The sequence below is a fragment of the Enterococcus malodoratus ATCC 43197 genome, from assembly GCF_000407185.1.
Classification (GTDB): Bacteria; Bacillota; Bacilli; order Lactobacillales; family Enterococcaceae; genus Enterococcus_A; species Enterococcus_A malodoratus.
This window is the reverse complement of the sequence record NZ_KE136484.1, coordinates 181,826-201,247: the sequence shown is the minus strand read 5'-3', so window position 1 is coordinate 201,247 and position 19,422 is coordinate 181,826. Positions and strand designations below refer to the sequence as shown.

The window sequence follows — 19,422 nt, the reverse complement described above, 5'->3', positions numbered from 1 at the left end:
CTCAATGCTAACCCCGTTTAATCAAAATCATCTTTTGTATGCATACGATTACGCTACCATAATGAGTTTGAACAATCGATTCGCAGCTAATTCGTATTAATGAATTAACTTTTTCAAAAGCAAAAAAGTTAGTCTAATCCTCATTACGCATACCATCCAACTAAACCTCGCGTATTTCTATAAGGTTTAAAGATTTTATTTTTTGCCAGTCTGACTTTGAGCATTGCGAAAAGTTGGACTGGCAGCTAACTCAATATATTAGGAGCTTTTTTCAAAGACCGAAAAAAGCTTTATCTTCGTACGCATACCATTTTTCTAATTATGCTAAAGCATAAAGAAAAACTGGCAAAAAAGAGCGTGACTAAGAACATTGTCCCATAGCCCCACCCTTTAAAAACAAAAGAATTATTTTGATTTGATGTAGTTGACACCATCGGCTTTTGGCGCTGCTGATTTTCCTAAGAAGAGAACCAGTACGACGATAGTCAATACGTATGGTGCTGATTGTAGATACACATCTGGAATTTGTGAGATGATCGGCAGATTTGAACCTGCGATACTCAAGTTTTGAGCGAAGCCGAAGAAGATCGCGGCTCCCATCGCACCTAGCGGATTCCATTTACCGAAGATCATGGCCGCTAATGAGATAAATCCTTGTCCAGCAATGGTTGTTGCTGCAAAACGTCCAGCGATTGATTGCGCGAATACCGCACCACCCATTCCGCCTAAGAAGCCGGAAAGTAAAACACCTGAGTAACGCAACGCGTAAACATTGATCCCTAACGTATCTGCCGCTTGTGGATTTTCACCCACAGAACGCAAACGTAAACCAAAACGTGTTTTGAAAAGAACAAACCAAGAAATCACAGCGACTAAAATCGCGAAGTACGCTGGTAAACTAGTGTTTTTGAAGAACAGCTCGCCTAATACTGGAATCTTGCTAAGTCCTGGAAAATCAAAATACCCAAATTGTTGTTGGATCGTATCTGTTTGACCTTTTCCGTAAATAACTTTGATCAAAAAAATCGCCAACGGAGGAGCCAACAAGTTCATTACAGTACCACTAATAATATGGTCTGCACGGAAATTGACCGTCGCTACTGCATGCAATAGTGAAAAAGCCATCCCTGCTAAACCGCCGACTAAAACACCCAGCCATGGAGTCATTGCTCCAAACTGATGAGCAAAAGCCAAATTGAAAACAACCGAACTGAAGGCACCGGCGACCATGATTCCTTCTAAACCAACGTTAACAATCCCGCTGCGTTCAGAAAAGACCCCGCCAAGAGCGGTTAATATCAATGGTGCTGAATACACGAGTGTCTGAGCAATAATTGAAGCTAATAAATCCATATTCATTAGACTTTGCCCCCTTTTTCAGATTCATCGTTCGGAGCACTTTCCACTTCTTGAACCTTCGCGATCTCTTTTTTGCCGCCCATAACTTTCGCAAGTCCGACCCGTACGATATAGTTGATCGCTACGAAGAAGATAATCAGTGGAATAACACTATTGGCTAACTCACTAGGAATTCCTGAGAACTGCATTCCTTGTCCGCCAAGTTTTAAAATACTGAACAACAGTGCTGACAATAAGATTCCGACCGAGCTGCCGTTTCCTAGCAGCGAAACCGCCATCCCGTCAAACCCGATGCTGACTGAGGAACCTTGAACGAAGTAGTTCATAAATGTTCCAAGTCCGTAAACCACACCGCCAAGTCCAGCCAACGTACCTGAAATGATCATTGAGATGACGATCGTACGCTTACTGCTCATCCCTGCATATTCTGATGCAAAAGGATTCAAACCAACGGAACGGATTTCAAATCCGAGAGTTGTCCGTTTCATCAAGAACCAAACAATCACTAAGAACACAATCGCTAAAATAATCCCCATATTGACCCGTGAACCACCGAATAAATTGGTCAGCCAAGGTTCTCTCAAGGAAGCATTCAAGCCGACACCTTTTGTCACCCCTTTGTTTGAGATGATGTCCGGCGACATTACATGGTTCACGATATGATTGGCTACATACAAGATCACGTAGTTCATCATGATCGTTACGATAACTTCACTTGTTCCAAAGAAGGCCCGCAATAAACCTGGAATTGCAGCTGCTGCTGCTCCAGCCAAAGCTCCGGCAATAATTGCTAATGGTAAAACAACGAATTTTGGTGAATCCGGCATGCTTAAGGCAACCCAGATACTTGCTACCCAACCACAGAGTGCTTGTCCCGAAAGCCCGACGTTAAAGAAGCCCGCCGAGTTGGCAACAGAGAACCCTAGTGCGGTGAAGATCAATGGCCCTGCACCAACCAAAATTTCTCCGATAGACATTTTGCTTTGGAAAGCCGAGCTGAACATCGCGTTATATCCTTCGATCGGATTAAAACCAAACACGAGCATCAAAACGGCACCAAGAATAAATCCTAAAATAACCGAAATAACCGGTACTAAAATATTTCTAATTTTCTCTGAGCGATCATTCATTTGTCTCACCAGCCTTCGCTAATTCTGCCCGTGCCTCTTCTAAACTATAGCCGGCCATCAATAGCCCAAGCTCATTTTCAGAAGTTTCTTTCGGATCCACGATCCCAACGATCTCGCCCGCGTGAATAACCGCGATACGATCAGAGACATTCAAAATTTCATCTAACTCAAAACTTACTAGCAGCACACCTTTTTGTTTGTCACGCTGTTCGACTAAACGCTTATGAATGTATTCAATCGCTCCTACATCGAGTCCGCGTGTCGGTTGTGAAACAATTAATAGATCTGGATCACGATCAACTTCTCGTGCGATAATCGCTTTTTGCTGGTTACCACCTGAAAGTGAAGCGGCCGGCGCTTTTTCACTAGTCGTCCGCACATCGTATTCTTCGATCAAACGTTTCGCATAGCGATCAATCTCACCATAATTCAAGATTCCGTTCTTGCTAAACGGCGCATGATAATAAGACTGTAAAGCAATATTTTCTGATAAAGGCAATGGTAGAATCAATCCATATTTATGGCGATCCTCCGGTACATGTCCGACACCGGATTCTGTGATTTGACGCGGCGCATGGCCCGTCACATCCTTGCCGTTAATCGTTACTGTTCCGCTTTCGACCTTGCGTAATCCCGTCAAGGCTTGGATCAATTCCGACTGACCGTTTCCGTCAATGCCGGCAATTCCGACTACTTCACCACGATGAACATCCAGTGTTAAACTCTTAACAGCTTCTAAGCCGCGGCTTTCTTTTACAACTAGATCTTTGATTGATAGAACGACTTCACCTGGCGTTGCTGGTATTTTATCTGTTTTAAATGAAACAGAACGTCCAACCATCATATCGGCTAATTGTTGAGAGCTGACATCTTTCACATCAACTGTCCCAATATATTGTCCGCGTCGAATAACGGAACAACGATCCGCAACTTTTTTGATCTCGTCTAATTTATGAGTGATCAGGATAATTGATTTACCCTCGTTGATCAACCCTTCCATGATCATGATCAATTCGTCGATTTCCTGCGGGGTTAATACGGCAGTCGGTTCATCAAAAATCAGTACATTCGCACCACGGTACAACGTTTTTAGAATTTCTACCCGTTGCTGCATTCCTACTGAGATATCCCGAATATAGGCATCCGGATCAACTTTTAGTCCGTACTCTTGTGATAAACGCTCGATTTCGGCTTTCGCTTTCTTTTGATCCAGCATGCCGCTTTTCTTTGGTTCACTACCTAAAATAATGTTTTCTGTAACGGTAAAGGCATCAACTAACATGAAATGCTGATGGACCATTCCGATTCCTAATTGATTGGCTCTAGTTGGACTTGAGATATCAACCTTTTGACCGTCCATCAAAATCTCACCAGACGTTGGCTGCAATAAACCTGACAAAACATTCATCAGTGTCGATTTACCGGCACCATTTTCTCCCAAAAGGGCATGAATCTCACCTTTTCGAACTTGTAAATTGATGTTGTCATTCGCTTTAAACGTACCAAATTGCTTGGTGATATTGCGCATCTCAATGACATTTTGTTCTTCTGCCACTTTCTTTTCACATCCTATCGCTTTATAAACCTGACAAAACACTGCAACGCTAAGGGCGTTCTTCCCTTAGGCAAATCGAGCACTGGCTGCGACTTGTCTAAAAAAAGAAAGCTCCTTTTTTTAAAAGAGGACCATAGCCTCTCACCTTAGAGGCTATGGTCACCTGAATTATTTTTTCTCAGGAGTTTCTGGAACTTTGATGTCTCCGTCAGAAACTTGTGTTTTCGCTTCTTTAACAGCTGCTTTTGCATCGTCAGAAAGGAATCCGTCAGTTAGAGAAACACCGCCGTCTTTCAAACCGTAAGATAAGTGTTCGCCACCAGGGAATTTATCTTCTAATGCACGAGTAGAGATATCTTGAACCGCTGCGCCTACACCTTTAAGTGTTGAAGTTAAACAGAAGTTGCTGTCTTTACCGTCTTTAGATTTGTATTTACCTTCTTTTTGTTGGTCGCTATCTACACCGATAACCCAAACTTTGTCTGCTTCATCCGCTTTTTCGTTACGAGCTTTAGCTTCTGAGAAGACCCCTTGACCAGTACCGCCTGAAGCATGATAGATAATGTCGATTCCACCATTGTACATGTTGGCAGCTAGCGCTTTACCTTTGGCTGGATCACCAAATGAAGCCGCATATTGTACATCTACAGAAATGTCTTTGTCTAATTTTTTAGCAGTATCTGCTACGCCTTTTTCAAAACCAGCTTGGAAACGGTCGATTACGGCACCTTCTTCACCACCAACGAAACCTAATTTGTTAGATTTAGTTGTTTCAGCTGCTGCTACACCTGCTAGGTAAGCTGCTTCTTGGTCTTTAAATGTTGCTGAAGCGACATTCTTTTTACCGTCAATAACTGAATCGATGATTACGAAGTTTGTGTCTGCATTTTGATCAGCTGCTGCTGAGATTGGGTCAGCTAATAAGTAACCAATCCCGAAGACTGTCTTAAATCCGTTAGTAACAGCTTGTGAGATATTTTGTTCATATTCAGAAGCATCGTTTGATTGGATATAGTTGTATCCGCCATTGCCTTTTTTGATGTCGTGTTTTTTACCCCAAGCTTGAAGACCTTCCCAAGCTGATTGGTTAAATGAACGGTCATCCACGCCACCAATGTCTGTTACGATTGCAACGCTGTGTTTTGAATCTTCTTTAGCCGCGCCACCTGAAGAATCAGTTGAACCGCCGCCTCCGCCGCAAGCTCCTAATGCTAGCAATGCTGCCATTGCCACGGTACCTAGGCCAAATAATTTTGCTTTTTTCATTTCTGTAAAGCCCCCTAAATATGTTTTTTTCAACAGTCCTGCGACTGAATGAACATGGTTTATAAATCTTTATCAGTGAATGTATATGGCAGTAATCCTTCAACGGTCATCTCTTTGACTACACCGTTGTCACCGACTAAGGTTACTGGCATCGCTGGGTCGCAAAATTCTGCCATGACTTGGCGGCAGGCGCCGCATGGAGAAATTGGTTCGGGTGTATGACCGGCGATTACTAAATGTTTAAAGTCTCTTTCGCCTTCTGAAACAGCTTTGAAAAAGGCTGTGCGTTCCGCACAATTCGTCAAGCCGTAAGAAGCATTTTCAATATTGATGCCTTGATAAGTTTTTCCTTCTTTTGTCACGAGACACGCGCCTACGGGAAAGTTTGAATATGGGACATACGCTTTGTCGAGCGCTTCGACTGCGATATCGATCCATTCTTGTTTATTCAATTAAAGCGCCTCCTGCTTCATGCTAACTTGTCATTTTTTTGACAGATCAGTTTAATAGCCTGTTCCGGAAAGTCCGTTCATAATAGCAACACCTGAGCTGGCACCTAAACGAGTGGCTCCTGCTTCGATCATTGCTTCAGCTTCTTTCGCGTTGTGAATACCGCCGGAAGCTTTAACGCCCATTTCAGGTCCGACTGTTTGACGCATCAAGCGTACGTCATCAACAGTAGCTCCGCCAGTTGAAAAACCAGTTGAAGTTTTAACAAAATCTGCACCGGCTGCTTTCGCAAGTTCACAGGCTTTGATTTTTTCTTCATTTGTTAATAGCGATGTTTCGATGATAACTTTAACTAACGCTTTGTCTTTCGCAGCTGCTACAACTGCTTCGATATCTTTTTGAACTTTTTCGTTATTGCCATCTTTTAGTTCACCGATATTGATGACCATATCGACTTCATCCGCACCATTTTGAATCGCGTTCGCTGCTTCAAAAGCTTTCGTTTCAGTTGTATTTGCCCCAAGCGGGAAACCGATAACGGTACACACTGCCACAGGCTCGCCTTGTAATTCTTTTGCTGCCAACGCCACCCAAGTAGGGTTTAGGCAAACCGAGTAGAAACGATATTTTTTCGCTTCCTCAATAATTTTCATCACGTCTGCTAATTTCGCATCTGCTTTTAAAATTGTGTGGTCAATCATTCGATTGATTTCCATTCTTTATTCCCCATTTCTTCTATTATAATATATTCTTTCTTGTTATAAAAAAGTTTTAATTACTTATTCTGTAATAACATCGTGGATCAAAATAGGCTCTTCTGGTCTGTCACCAATCGAAATATTTTGATAAAGTAAGTCCTTTACCTCATCAATTTCGTTAGAATTCGCATAAATCGTTAGTAATGACTCGCCTTCCGTTACTTCATCCCCGATTTTCTTGTGGAGCTTGATGCCGACCGCATGATCGATATCATCATCCTTCGTTTTACGACCCGCGCCCAGCAGCATTGCCGCAATGCCGATTTCATTAGCAACTAGTTTTGTTACATGCCCAGAGGCTTTCGCTGGTAGCTCGATTTCATATTTAGCAGTCAAGATTTTATCCGTTTGATCGATCACAGCAGGATCGCCGCCTTGGTCTTTGACCATCTCACGGAATTTTTCTAATGCTTTTCCTGAATGCAGTGCTTCTTCCAGCATTGCTCTAGCATCGTCTAATGCGTCAGCTTTTCCAGCCAATACCACCATTTGACTACCCAGCACATAGCACATTTCAGTTAGATCCGCTGGCCCATTGCCTTTTAACGTATCAATCGCTTCAACGATTTCTAAGCTGTTCCCGATCGCTTCGCCTAACGGCTCAGACATATCCGAAATGACGGCCATCGTTTGACGGCCTGCAAGTTTTCCGATGCGTACCATTGTTTTGGCTAAACGTTTTGCGTCCTCAATGTCCTTCATAAAGGCACCATCGCCAGTTGTAACATCAAGTACGATCGCATCTGCACCAGCCGCAATTTTTTTACTCATGATTGAACTAGCAATCAATGGAATCGAATCCACCGTCGCTGTCACATCTCGTAACGCGTAAAGCTTCTTATCTGCTGGAGCCAGATTTCCTGATTGTCCAATCACAGCGACTTTGCTCTTGTTCACGATATCAATGAATTCTTGATCAGATAATTCAATTTTAAAGCCGGGGATCGATTCAAATTTATCTAAGGTACCGCCAGTAAATCCAAGTCCACGTCCAGACATTTTTGCTACAGGTACACCCACACTCGCAACAAGGGGCGCTAAAACCAAAGTCGTCGTATCGCCGACACCACCAGTTGAATGTTTGTCCACCTTGATTCCATCAATGGAAGATAAATCAATGATGTCTCCTGAATTTGCCATTGCCAAAGTTAAGTGAGAAATCTCTTCATCTGTCATGTCCTGATAAAAAATTGCCATCAACAATGCACTCATTTGATAATCCGGAATACTGTTGGCTGTGTAGCCTTCAATAATAAAATCAATTTCTTCTTTTGATAGGGTTTTTCCATCTCTTTTTTTCTCTATCAAATCTACCATTCTCATAGGTTTTCCTCCAAGCTTCAAAAGATATTATACAATAAAAATGCGAAAGGTAAACCACTTTAGTAAAACAGTTTACTAATCGGAGAAGCGCTTTCTGTTAGCGCTGCCATTGTTACTATAACGGGAAGCTATCCCGTTGTCAACCCTGACCTGTTTTTTTCACACTCTCACGAATAATTAATTTAGTTTGGAAGATTTTATTCGGAATTCGCTGAGAAGGGAAATTGATCGCATCCACTAAGAATTTTGCAGCAGAAAAACCAATTTCAGTACTTGGCTGAAAGACTGTCGTCAACGGCGGAACCATGTATTTACTGACCTCTAACCCATCAAATCCGACGACCGAAATATCCTCAGGAATTTTTAAACCGGCTTCATAGATTGCTTGATAGCAGCCAATGGCCATCTCATCGTTCCCGCAGAAAATCGCGGTAATTTTTTCATTCTTTAATACTTCCTTCGCGGCGTGGTAGCCGCCGGCAATCGTTAGGTCACCGGAACAAATATAACTTTCTTCAAAGGGCAATTGATATTCAAAAATGACTTGCCGATAGGCTTTAACCCGTTCCGTTAATTGGTAATAGCCTTGACTCTCTTTCAACATGCCGATATGCCGATGCCCCTTATCTACCAGCATCCGCAGAACTTCTTGTGCCCCTGCATATTCTTCAACCAGCAGTTGTCCCCAGTCACGATCATTCAAGCCGCGGTCAATCAACACGATCGGGTGTTTTCGGTAGAACTCGCTGCCCAGCTTGTGTTCTTCATCTAAATGGTTCGGCGTCGCTAACAGGATTCCGTCAACTGAACGGTGTGACAATTCATTTAAATAACGTTTTTCTTGCTCGATATCATGACGTGAGTTGCACAAAATAATCATATAGCCCAATGGGTTTAAATAACTCTCTACCCCTTCAATTACTTTTGAGAAGAAAAAGTCTGTCACATCCGGCACGATCATCCCGATCGTTTTCGAATGCCGATTGATCAAATTTGCCGCGAAAAAATCCGGTTTATACTGATATTCTTCAACGATCGCTAAGACCTTTTTACGTGTCTGTTCGCTGAAGCGACTGCCCTTATTGTTTAAAATCTGCGATACAGTCGTTACTGAAACACCTGCCATTTCAGCGATTTCTTTGATGGTGATCTTCATCATGGACCCTCTCTCTGCATTTTTTTTAAGTGTAGCAAAGGAAAAATTAGAAAGAAAGCCTTTTTCATCAAAAGGCAAGACTTCTTGCTTGCTCTGTATAAAAAAGAGCGTAGATTATGAGTATACGAACCACAAGGCAGGTGAGAAAAATGCTTGACGTTTTAGGAGCGATCAAAAATCTAACATGGACGACCGAACATCACTTTTTGCATATCAAAAATCAACACGAATTTATACGTATCTGGGCGATTCAATTCGAATTAGCCTACACTGATTTCCGCGTGATTCAAATGGCTTTGCAATTGGATTCTCAAACGGAGCTGCTTCAACGTTTTACGAAAGCTTATGATGCAGTTTATCAATATGAATACGCCTTCGTAAAAGGTGGATTAGAGGAATTCAATCAACAATTCGGAGATCAACTAGACAGCTACGACGAAGCTCATCAGACACTATTAACTGTTTTAGACGAGCTGATGAAGCAACAGCCCAAATCTACCAAAGAAAATGAATTGATTTAAAGGATTTTCGAAAGAGGAGCGAAAAAGCATGATCAAAGATTATGTGTATGATGAAAAGAATCAATTAGCATTAGACCTTTATGAACCAGAAAAAATCGAGGCGGCCATCATCCTGATCCATGGCGGCGGCTGGTTCCGCGGCGATAAAAATAAAGAAACAGCTTTAGCAGAACGTTTATCAGCGGATGGCTTTCTCGTTGTCGTCCCTAACTATCGCTTAGCTCCAGATCATATTTTTCCAGCTGCAATGGATGATTTACTGAAGGTTTATGATTGGCTGACAGCAAGCGACTATCCAGTAAACGGAAAGATCACCGCTCTTGGTTCTTCTGCCGGCGGAAATTTATCGATTGAACTGGCTCTGCAAAAAGGTATTCCAGCAGCTTCTTGGTCGGGTATCATCGATCTTTACGATTGGGTGCAGAAGCATCCAGAAGTCGTTCCTGCTATGAACCAAAAACCTGATTTTGATAAGCAAGCTAGTGGGAAAATCGATCAGGACGGCAGTAACGATGCCTTTTATAAATGGTTTATCCTGAACTATGTAAATCAAGACACAGAACTTTTGAAACAGGCAGATCCTTTATCCCGTGTCTCAAATAACAGCGGGCCGCTTTTCATCGCCAACTCGCTAAATGAATTGGTCCCTTTATCAGGTGTTTATAAATTACAATCCGCTCTAGCCGAAAAAGGCGTACCTAGTGAAACCAAATTGATCACTGGTACTGTTCATGGAGAAGGCTATTCGGATATTGCTTATCAAGCAACCGTTCAATTTTTGAAGGATAATCTATAAAAGATCACCGCAGAAAGTGAATACTTTTCTGCGGTGATCCTTTTTAATAATCTGGTCATTTCCACGCTAAAACACGAACATTAAAAATTTGAAAAAAGACGGAAAAGCAGAAATTTCATTTACTTAATATAATATTAAATATTTGGGTAATATTTTAAGACATAGTTTTCAGCTTTTTGACTCCAAATACCATCCGTTTCCGCTAAGATTTTCCCTAGTTCAGATTGTGCATCCATTTCCGATAATTTTTTCAATTCTGATTGCTTGTGGGTATAGACTAATTTTTTCCCTCCGCCAATCGCTGGTTGATTTAGCGTTGTTTCACCTACCGCATCTAAACCTAGTATGTGAGTAACAACATTCGCTACTTTTACTTGTTTGTCTTCGATTAGTTTGACTGCTTTTCGCATGTCTTCAGTATTCCCACCGGATGTTCCGACAAAATGAGTAAATGAGTAATGGACATCATAAAAGTTTACGTTAGCCGAAAACTCTTTGTCTTGCGGACCTGCGAAGAAATTCAGACACCCGTCCGGATTCAACATTGCTGCCGCATCACTTACCACTGAACCAACAGGAATCATGACGAAGATATCATCGAACCCGCCGTCGACTGTTTCTTTTAACAAACGAACTTGATCTTTCACATCCGCAACATTTACATAAGAAACTTCGATCCCGTTTTGGCTTGGATACAGTTTTTCTGCGCGAGCCAATTTTTCTGCATCACGATCTGTTACTACTAATTTCTTCGGTTTGATCGGACCGTGCAAAGCATAATCGATCGCCAATAATCCCATCGGACCAGTACCGCCCATAATTAACAGATTTCCATCTGCTTTGATTCCCATTTTATGTTCATAAGATCCATCTTTCAGATGATAATTTGCTTCAAAGGCACCAATCACACAAGACAATGGTTCGATCAATGAACCTTCAAAATAAGTTTCGCCTTTATAAGGAATCAAACAGTCCTGATTCATGACATCTTCCGAGATCACGATGTAAGTCGCATCGCCGCCTGTATAAGGATAGGAATAGCCTGGACAATCCGGACGATCCGGCAATTGCAGATTTGCCTGCAGGACATAACGCTCGCCCTTTTTATATTTGTGCGCCCATTTTCCGCCCACTTCTAACAGCTCGCCACAAAACTCATGACCGATGATGATGGGATTTTCCGCAAGATCGTTTGGCGCTTTTTTGTGGTCCGCTCCTTGATTGGCTAGTTTCCAAGTCGACATACAAATACTGTCGGTAATCACGGATGCTAAAATTTCATTTTCTTTGATCTCAGGTAATTCAAATTCCTCCAAGCGCAAATCTTTCTTACCATATAAACGCACTGCTTTCGTCTTCACTACTACTCCTCCTAAAATATGACTCTATTATTAAGCCAAAATTCCTAACCAATAACCGATGATCCCTACTGCGAACAATACGAAGATCAACACGATTGGGCTGACTTTTTTCTTCAACAAATACATCATCAACAAGGTCAAGCCTAACGCTGGCAATCCTGGGACTAAATCATCCAAAACATTTTGGACTGTTGTGATCACATCTTTGCCGTCTGTGCCGGGTGTTTTTGACACAATCAGCGGAATGTTGATAGTCGTCCATTTGGTAACTAAGACACCCATGATGAACAAGCCTAAAATCGTTGCGCCCTCGGTCAATTTTTGCAACAAATTGCCGGATAGATCTTTGACGATATCCATCCCTTTGCTGAACCCATACGTTAAACCAAACCATTTCATCGATAATCGAATCGCATTGAAGGCCACGAAAAACAAAATCGGTCCCATCACATTGCCAGATAAAGCCAACGATGCTCCTAAGGCCGCAGTGATCGGTCGTAAAGTTCCCCAAACTAACGGATCCCCAACACCTGCCAACGGTCCCATCAATCCAACCTTCAAACTATTGATTGTTCCATCATCGATATCCGCGCCGCTTGCCCGCGCTTCTTCCATCGCCATCGTTACACCGATCACCGGACCACAAACTGCCGGTGTCGTATTGAAAAAGGTCAAGTGACGCTTCAACGCTTCAGATTGCTCTTCTTTTGTTTTATAAACACGGCGAATCGTTGGGATCATATCCACACAAAACGCCAAAGCATGAATTCGTTCAAAGTTGAAAGATGCCTGCTGAAAATTCGAAAAGACAAATGTCGTCATCAAATCTTTTTTAGTTAATTGCGATTGCGCATAGATATCTTTTTTAGTTTCTACTATTGAAGTATTTTCCATTTACGCTATCCTCCTAATCTTCTAATTCGTCATCGGCTAATTCGCCGGCAACAACTGCCGCCACATGATTGCTTTGGATTTCATTCTTCTTGAAATTCGGATTCAGCTGCACGTATAACAATGCTGTAATCAAACCAACGATCCCGAAAGCTAATAAACTGAAATCTAAGTAACCGCCCATGACGAAGCCCAGATAGAAGAACGGCATCAAGTACGCAACACTCATCATATTCAAAACCATCGCATATCCGACCACAACGATGAATCCGCCAGCTACCGCCAGACCACCAGTAATCACATCTGGGATCATGTTCAACATGTTCGTCACCATCTCCGCACTGACGAAAGCGGCCACGATTGTTGCTGGAATCGCAACACGTAATGCTTGAATAAACAAAGCACTAAAATGCAGGAGGATAATTTTATTGAAATTCGCTTTCTCCGCTTCACGATCCGCCGCATGTTGGAACGCGACCGTGATCGTTCGAGCAATAACCGTCAATACTTGCCCAGCTGCTGCAACGGGCAAAGCAATTGCGATACCTGATTGAATATCCTGTTGACCAACCACCACTAAAATCGTTGAGATCACACTTGCCAAAGCCGAATCCGGCGACTGTGCCGCGCCGATATTCATCCAGCCCAATGCGATCAGCTCCAAAGTTCCACCTAAAATAATTCCCGTCTGCACGTCTCCTAAAATCAAGCCGACCATCGTACACGCAATCAACGGTCGATGCGTTTGAAATTCATCCAACACACTGCCCATCCCGCACACACATGAAAAAAGAAAAATAAGTACAATCTGTAAAACTGATAATTCCATTTTTGTGTCCTCCTATTTTATATTAAGGTAATCATTTTTTTTTAAATGAGTTCGATCTTCAAACCGTATACCATTCCACTATGTTCTTTAACACTTTCTAATGACTTATCTTGTCGTAGTGTTTTTTCACATAATCCAACTGTAAAAAGTGGAACTGCCATCCAATATTTAAAACCCTGCTTCTTTTAGTTTTTCTTCAAAGTTGCCTTTCGGATCGGTTGCAACGACTCGCAAGTCCAATTCCACTCCTGCAGATTCTAAGTTGCGAAAAGCTTCGGCTTCTGTTTGATCGACTGAGACGGCTTTCGTAATTTGTGTTCGTCCAGTTTTGAATTGCATCCCACCAATATTGATGGATTTGATCGGTACGTTTAATTGTACTAATTCCAAAACTTCCATTGGGTTGGTGAATAGGTAGAAGACCGTTTCGTCCGCATATTTCGGATTGTTATAGACCTTCACCGCTTTTTCTGGGTCGACGATATTCACTTTGATTCCTGGAGGTGCAGCTTGTTTTACTAATGTTTTTCGAATGTCATCATTCGCGACTTCTTTGCTGACGACAATGATTCGTTTCGCGCCAGCTTCCTTCGCCCAAACCGTCGCTACTTGTCCGTGAATCAATCGATCATCCACTCGTGCTAATTTGATTTGCATCTTAAAAATCCTCCTCTTCTTCAATCACTTGCTGTTTAAACGCTTTCACTGTATCGCATGGAATACTTGTTGCATGATTCACAATATCTTGCAGACCACTTCCTAACATACTCGCTACCTCTAAGACGATCGGCAGCGACATTCCCGACACGACCTCGATCTCGCGTTCGGGATTTTTCATAGCGACCGCACAACTAGCATTGTATGGGGTGCCGCAAAACAAATCGGTCAATACAAGATAGGATGTCGTATCGTCATCCATTGCCGCCGTGATTTTTTCTTGGATCGTGTCCAAGCCTTCCTCCTTCAAAAATTCGACGGATTCAAAATCTGGCAGCGCGCCAAAAATCATCTCAGCTGAATTCTTCATCTCATGGGCCAACTTGCCATGAGCCACTAAAATTACTTTGTTCATAAAAACCTCCTAGTTCTTATTAATAAACGGATATCCTACCCTCGGGTTTTACCACCTGCCACATTGACGGTGACGCCATCCACATAACTCGAACGGCCAGAAACAAAATAAGCAACAAGATCAGCGACTTCCCTTAATTTACCGTCACGTCCTAAAGGAATAGTTTTCGTATTGCTGTAGCCAGCACGTAATTGTTCAACAGAGATCCCCCGTGTATAAGCGAGTGCTGTTTCATATTCGATCGTGCGTAAACCCGTTTCTTCCATGATGCCGGGCGCGATTCCTACTACGCGAACCCCTTTTTTCCCTAATTCTTTGGCCCACGAACGGGTAAAACTATTGACCGCGGCTTTGGTTGCCGCATAAACACTCTGACCTTCAGAACCTTCCAAACCGCATTCCGATGACATATTGATGATGACGCCGTATCCCTGTTTGACCATCACACGACCGACCGCTTGTCCCATCAGATAGACACCTTTTTGATTGATCGCGATCATTTTATTAAAAATGTGTTCGTTGATTTGGAACTTGCCTTCTTCTGTCATTTCTTCATCAACGAGTAAAGCTGGTATATTGATCCCCGCGTTATTGACCACGGCATCAATCGTTTGAAATTTCGTAACGGCTGTTTCTACCGTTTGTTCAACTGATTCGGGAGAAGTAACATCTGTTTGACTGAAGAACAAATTTTCGTGAGTAAATGATCCGGCTCTCAAATCTGCATTCACAACATTGATTCCCAAATCGCATAATTCTTTGACAATAGCTGCTCCAATTCCTGATGAGCCTCCTGTAACAATGACCGTTTTCCCTTCTACATCTAACCAATCCATTGCAAACGCTCCTTTTAACATTTGTGATTTCCTCTTAACATTTGTTGCACCTTTATATTAACTGCGCAAGAAAACGTTGTCAATAATTTTTTTCAACTTTTTTAAAACAAAATCACAAAAGTGCATAAAATTGACGGACGCAACAAAATTGAATGCCCCCGTTTTTGTTACAAGAATTACTCAAGTAAATAATGAGCTGGCTCCTAATTAAGATCAGCTTGCAGGCCGATCCAATTAGATTTCATTCCCTTTAATTTTGTCGACACGCAAAAAAGGACAAGCTTTTCAACTTGTCCTGCTCACGCTATTTCAGTTTATTCGTAGACTAACTCCATAATTGTTTCTTGCTGTTCTTCTGGAATTTCTTCATCGCTCAAATAATACTCATAAGAGATTCCGCTGAACTTCCCACCGATTTTTCTGATCTCTTCCATCATCGCAAAATACGGCTCCGTCATATCATCGTACTTGCCGACATACAGGTTAGATAATGCTCTGTAAGAAGGTAGAAAATAGCAGTCGCTATCTACTTCCGCAGCATTCTTCACTTCTTCCGCGACTGGGAAGCCAACCTCCATTTGAATCGCTTGTTCATCGAGTCCGCCATTTTCATCCATGTTTTTAAAGGATACAAATGGGGTACTTAAAATATTGATATTTTGTGCCTAAATAAATCCTCCTAGTTTCATAAAGGTTGGTCCAATCACTTGTGGGATCTCCTCTACTTTGACAGTAAAACTTTGGGAAAGAATCCATTGATCAGGTTTCACGATTTGTTCAAATTGCATGCGTATCTCCTCCTCTTTTCTTTATTCTAACGAATCAAGGTGCCAGAACATGTCATATTAAAAATGATTTTCGTAAAAAGCTGACACATAATTCAATACTTTTTCCCGAATCCAGCTAGGCCCTAAGATTTCAACATTTTTTCCCAAAGGCAATAAAAAGCGATACAAATCATCAAATTCCGCGAAGGTTAATGACGCATCAAAACTATTATCCGCATTGTCTTTCCAATCGAAATCCGCAAACTCCGCATATTTTTTATAGGCGATTCTTTTGCTGAAACGTAATTGGACGGTTAGTTGAGGGAACGTTAACACTTCTTCCGGTAATGGGTAGTCGATTGATTTCTTTAAAAGAACATCTCTGATTTGTTTGATTGGAAGCAGCGACCACGACTCTTTTGTCGGTTCCCAAGCTAATAAATACCAGGTCTGATACTTGTACAATATGCGTTTGGGGGCCAATGACAAAAGGCGTGTCTGACCATATTCCGTATGGTAAACGCATGTAATCTCACGATGATTGAATAACGCGTCTTTGATCTGATCGAAGGTCTGGCTGGCAATCTCCGTTTGACTTAGATCGACCTCTAACCATTCGCTCCAATCATAAACCGTCCCCATCTTTTTCAATAAGTCCTCTGTGTCGGCCAAGCCGACGGACTGCAATAAATGCAGCGCTAAAAATAGATCATCCTGCTCCTCTTTTTCAATCAAGGCATTACTAACGTGATAGGTTTCATCCAAAAAGATTCCGCCGTTTCGCCCCTTATTCGCGTAAACAGGAATCCCCGCCAAACTCAATACATCCACATCTCGATAGATTGTGCGAACAGAAACGTGAAACCGTTCAGCCAATTCTTTAGCGGTCACTTGCTTGCGGCTTAATAGAATCAAAATCGTTTGAAGCAAACGAATAACTTGCATAGCTCCTCCTTCTACAATGAACGGATAAAAAAAGATAGGACGAGCCTATCTTTTCAACACTTCTTGAGCAGTTTCTTCTGTTGTGACCAGCACATTGATGTAACGGCCTTTCAACGCACTAGCGATCGCGTCCGCTTTATCGACGGCTTCCGCTACACCGATTCGGTAAGGTGTCCGTTTCAAATCAGCGATATCGATCCCGATCAAACGATCATCCAGGGTATTGTCGATGTGTTCGCCAGCAATATTGTAAAAGCGCGACACCACGTCCCCCACTACTTTTTTCCCTTCTAAATAAGCCAAAACATCTTCGCCATAGAACTGTTTCCAGCTCTCGCTTGCCTTCAAATTGGGAGAGCCGATCCCTAAGACAGCGATATCGATTTTACGCCAATAATCGATCAATTCTTGATTGAACTCATTTTCCATCAGGGCTTTCTTCAACGCCACTGTTTCAGGAAAGGCAGGCGAATCAATCAGCAACGCTCGGCCATTCAATTTCTTCGATGCTTCATAGGTAATCGTGTTTACATGATAATCACTGATCAACCGACCAGAAGGCCCGCCGATCATCGGTACGCATAAAATATTGTCCACGTCATACTGGGCCAGACCTTCTGGAATCGCGGACATCGTTTCCCCCCATGAGAAACCAAAAATCATGTCATCCTTGATGATTTCCGTAAGGTATTCACCGACTCCTTGAGCCAATAATTTATCCTTTTGTGTACGGCTCAAATCCGTTCCGGCTTGAACAATGATCGCTTTTTCTAAATCAAATTTCTCCTGCAGCTCTTTTTCAATGCTGTAGGTTCCCGCCTTATCATAATTGATCGAAATATTGACGATTCCTTCGTTCCGCGAACGCTTCAAGAGCCGGCTGATCGTGCTGCGATGGATATTTAATTCTTTTGAGATCTGACTTTGATTTTTATCTTCTTGATAATACATCTCGGCAATTCGAACCAATAATTTATCTTCTTCTTTTTGCATAGGTTTGTCCCCTTATTTCTGCTGATGTGCTTATCTTTTCCACGAGAAAAAATAAGTCGGATGTTCGTCGCGTTCAACATAGCTATATCACATTTGTGAAAATTGTGAGTCAATGTGATTATAGCGTTTCTTTGACTCCGCTTGCAAGCCTTTTCGCTTATAAAAAAATCCCAAAAGTTCCAACAGGATACTCTTGGGATAAATCTCTTATTCTTTAATACTGCGGATAATGTAGTAGCCTTTGTCCTTCGCCACGATCTCAGCGTTGCCGAAGACTTCTTCCATCCGGCTTTTCGCGCTGGGAGCGCCTTGTTTCTTTTGGATCACGATAGTCAAAGAACCGCCGACTTTCAATAGAGGTTCCGCCTCGATCAAGATTTGATGCACGACTTTTTTCCCCGCACGAATCGGCGGATTACTGATGATCGCCGCATATGTCTCTTGATGCAAAGTTTCGTAAATATTCGATTGATGGATATCCGCTTCGATGCCGTTGCGTTTGGCATTTTCCTGCGCCAATTCTACCGCACGATTATTCACATCGATCATTTCTACTGAACGCTGCGTTTGATGGGCCAAAGCCAAGCCAATCGGACCATAGCCACAACCGACATCTAACAAGGTTCCGTCTGGTAAGTCTTCTGCTTCAAAATGCTCGATCAATACACGCGAGCCGTAATCGACTGTGCCGCGAGAAAAGACTCCGCTATCTGTTACGAATTGAAAATTTTTCCCTGCCAATTCAAACGACCACTGATGAAGATCGTGAGCCGTCTCAGGATTTTCCGAATAATAATGATTTGCCATAAACTTACCCTTCTGCTAATAATTTTTCTTTGATGTCCCGTGCGATCAAAGCCCCTAAGAAATGGTACCCCTCCTCTGAAGGATGGATGCCATCGGCCTTTTGCACGAACTCATTTGGTTTTGGATAGACCGTCATGTGATGGTAAAGATCGATCACATTGACCCCAACTTCGTCCGCGATCTGTTTCGCTTTTTCAGCATAAAGCTGTTGCCGCTCGTTGTCGCCGCTCGGTATAATTTCTGTATTGATATAGCCTGTCGTCAGCAGGATCACTTTTGACGCGTCAAAGGACTCGATGATTTCTCTGATATTCTCGCCAAAATCTTCAAGCGTATTTTTCTGTTTCAATGAATCATTGGTTCCAAAAGAAATTACCACAAAATCGCCTTCTGCTTCCACTGCATCATCGATTCGAGCCAATCCCTCGGAAGAAGATTCGCCGCGTTTTCCTAACTTCACTAGTCCATAACCGGGAAAATCCATTCCGGTCAATTCATTGATGATATGTTTATCTAAAATATCACTAGTCTCACCATTCATGACACCAGCCAGCAAGCTGTCGCCAAACAAAACGATTTTTTTCATAGTTATCGCTGCCTCCTCATG

22 protein-coding genes are annotated in these 19,422 nt (G+C 42.3%); 2 read left to right on the top strand and 20 right to left on the bottom strand.

Annotation, left to right across the window (positions count from 1 at the left end):
• Positions 1 to 405: 405 nt before the first annotated feature.
• The 8 genes from I585_RS21750 to I585_RS21715 form a co-directional block, all read right to left on the bottom strand.
• Positions 406 to 1,359, bottom strand: a complete 954-nt coding sequence (locus I585_RS21750) for an ABC transporter permease (protein WP_010741204.1) — start codon at positions 1,357 to 1,359, stop codon at positions 406 to 408.
• Positions 1,359 to 2,489, bottom strand: a complete 1,131-nt coding sequence (locus I585_RS21745; protein ID WP_010741205.1) for an ABC transporter permease — start codon at positions 2,487 to 2,489, stop codon at positions 1,359 to 1,361. The genes I585_RS21750 and I585_RS21745 overlap by 1 nt, the downstream gene beginning before the upstream one ends.
• Positions 2,482 to 4,017 carry an ABC transporter ATP-binding protein gene (locus I585_RS21740; RefSeq protein ID WP_371198722.1) on the bottom strand — a complete coding sequence of 512 codons (1,536 nt, stop codon included), beginning with the start codon at positions 4,015 to 4,017 and terminating at the stop codon, positions 2,482 to 2,484. The genes I585_RS21745 and I585_RS21740 overlap by 8 nt, the downstream gene beginning before the upstream one ends.
• Positions 4,018 to 4,212: 195 nt before the next feature.
• On the bottom strand, positions 4,213 to 5,310 hold the full coding sequence (locus I585_RS21735; RefSeq protein ID WP_010741207.1) for a BMP family lipoprotein: 1,098 nt from the start codon (positions 5,308 to 5,310) through the stop codon (positions 4,213 to 4,215).
• A gap of 59 nt (positions 5,311 to 5,369) precedes the next feature.
• Positions 5,370 to 5,762 (bottom strand): cytidine deaminase, encoded by a 393-nt coding sequence (locus tag I585_RS21730; protein ID WP_010741208.1) that lies wholly within the window; start codon positions 5,760 to 5,762, stop codon positions 5,370 to 5,372.
• Positions 5,763 to 5,813: 51 nt separating this feature from the next.
• Complete coding sequence (gene deoC / locus I585_RS21725) at positions 5,814 to 6,476, bottom strand: deoxyribose-phosphate aldolase (protein WP_010741209.1); 663 nt, start codon at positions 6,474 to 6,476, stop codon at positions 5,814 to 5,816.
• Positions 6,477 to 6,539: 63 nt separating this feature from the next.
• Positions 6,540 to 7,841, bottom strand: coding sequence for a pyrimidine-nucleoside phosphorylase (locus I585_RS21720; protein ID WP_010741210.1), 1,302 nt, complete (start codon positions 7,839 to 7,841; stop codon positions 6,540 to 6,542).
• A gap of 139 nt (positions 7,842 to 7,980) precedes the next feature.
• Positions 7,981 to 8,997: a LacI family DNA-binding transcriptional regulator gene (locus I585_RS21715; RefSeq protein WP_010741211.1), complete on the bottom strand. Its 1,017-nt coding sequence runs from the start codon at positions 8,995 to 8,997 to the stop codon at positions 7,981 to 7,983.
• A gap of 149 nt (positions 8,998 to 9,146) precedes the next feature.
• Between I585_RS21715 and I585_RS21710 the strand changes: the two genes are divergently transcribed.
• Positions 9,147 to 9,518 (top strand): hypothetical protein, encoded by a 372-nt coding sequence (locus I585_RS21710; RefSeq protein WP_010741212.1) that lies wholly within the window; start codon positions 9,147 to 9,149, stop codon positions 9,516 to 9,518.
• A gap of 28 nt (positions 9,519 to 9,546) precedes the next feature.
• Positions 9,547 to 10,314 carry an alpha/beta hydrolase gene (locus I585_RS21705; protein ID WP_010741213.1) on the top strand — a complete coding sequence of 256 codons (768 nt, stop codon included), beginning with the start codon at positions 9,547 to 9,549 and terminating at the stop codon, positions 10,312 to 10,314.
• A 134-nt stretch (positions 10,315 to 10,448) separates the two neighbouring features.
• Here the strand turns inward: I585_RS21705 and I585_RS21700 are convergent, their stop codons facing one another.
• The 12 genes from I585_RS21700 to I585_RS21650 form a co-directional block, all read right to left on the bottom strand.
• Complete coding sequence (locus I585_RS21700; protein ID WP_010741214.1) at positions 10,449 to 11,675, bottom strand: zinc-binding dehydrogenase; 1,227 nt, start codon at positions 11,673 to 11,675, stop codon at positions 10,449 to 10,451.
• Positions 11,676 to 11,705: 30 nt separating this feature from the next.
• A complete protein-coding gene (locus tag I585_RS21695) occupies positions 11,706 to 12,569 on the bottom strand; it encodes a PTS system mannose/fructose/sorbose family transporter subunit IID (RefSeq protein WP_010741215.1) in 864 nt (287 codons plus the stop codon).
• Positions 12,570 to 12,582: 13 nt separating this feature from the next.
• Positions 12,583 to 13,395 carry a PTS mannose/fructose/sorbose transporter subunit IIC gene (locus I585_RS21690; RefSeq protein WP_010741216.1) on the bottom strand — a complete coding sequence of 271 codons (813 nt, stop codon included), beginning with the start codon at positions 13,393 to 13,395 and terminating at the stop codon, positions 12,583 to 12,585.
• Positions 13,396 to 13,563: 168 nt separating this feature from the next.
• Positions 13,564 to 14,052 (bottom strand): PTS sugar transporter subunit IIB, encoded by a 489-nt coding sequence (locus I585_RS21685; RefSeq protein WP_010741217.1) that lies wholly within the window; start codon positions 14,050 to 14,052, stop codon positions 13,564 to 13,566.
• A gap of 1 nt (position 14,053) precedes the next feature.
• Positions 14,054 to 14,467 (bottom strand): PTS sugar transporter subunit IIA, encoded by a 414-nt coding sequence (locus tag I585_RS21680; protein WP_010741218.1) that lies wholly within the window; start codon positions 14,465 to 14,467, stop codon positions 14,054 to 14,056.
• A gap of 35 nt (positions 14,468 to 14,502) precedes the next feature.
• Positions 14,503 to 15,303, bottom strand: a complete 801-nt coding sequence (locus tag I585_RS21675; protein ID WP_034709688.1) for an SDR family oxidoreductase — start codon at positions 15,301 to 15,303, stop codon at positions 14,503 to 14,505.
• A 314-nt stretch (positions 15,304 to 15,617) separates the two neighbouring features.
• The gene (locus tag I585_RS23790) at positions 15,618 to 15,920 is read right to left on the bottom strand and encodes a GyrI-like domain-containing protein (protein WP_010741220.1); all 303 of its coding nucleotides are present in this window, start codon (positions 15,918 to 15,920) and stop codon (positions 15,618 to 15,620) included.
• Positions 15,921 to 15,968: 48 nt separating this feature from the next.
• Positions 15,969 to 16,091 carry a hypothetical protein gene (locus tag I585_RS23920; protein WP_010741221.1) on the bottom strand — a complete coding sequence of 41 codons (123 nt, stop codon included), beginning with the start codon at positions 16,089 to 16,091 and terminating at the stop codon, positions 15,969 to 15,971.
• Between the two features lie 57 nt (positions 16,092 to 16,148).
• The gene (locus I585_RS21665; protein ID WP_010741222.1) at positions 16,149 to 17,015 is read right to left on the bottom strand and encodes a helix-turn-helix transcriptional regulator; all 867 of its coding nucleotides are present in this window, start codon (positions 17,013 to 17,015) and stop codon (positions 16,149 to 16,151) included.
• 45 nt (positions 17,016 to 17,060) lie between these two features.
• Complete coding sequence (locus I585_RS21660) at positions 17,061 to 18,008, bottom strand: sugar-binding transcriptional regulator (RefSeq protein WP_010741223.1); 948 nt, start codon at positions 18,006 to 18,008, stop codon at positions 17,061 to 17,063.
• 207 nt (positions 18,009 to 18,215) lie between these two features.
• Positions 18,216 to 18,815, bottom strand: a complete 600-nt coding sequence (locus I585_RS21655) for a class I SAM-dependent methyltransferase (protein ID WP_010741224.1) — start codon at positions 18,813 to 18,815, stop codon at positions 18,216 to 18,218.
• A 4-nt stretch (positions 18,816 to 18,819) separates the two neighbouring features.
• Positions 18,820 to 19,401 (bottom strand): SGNH/GDSL hydrolase family protein, encoded by a 582-nt coding sequence (locus tag I585_RS21650; RefSeq protein WP_010741225.1) that lies wholly within the window; start codon positions 19,399 to 19,401, stop codon positions 18,820 to 18,822.
• Between the last annotated feature and the right edge of the window lie 21 nt (positions 19,402 to 19,422).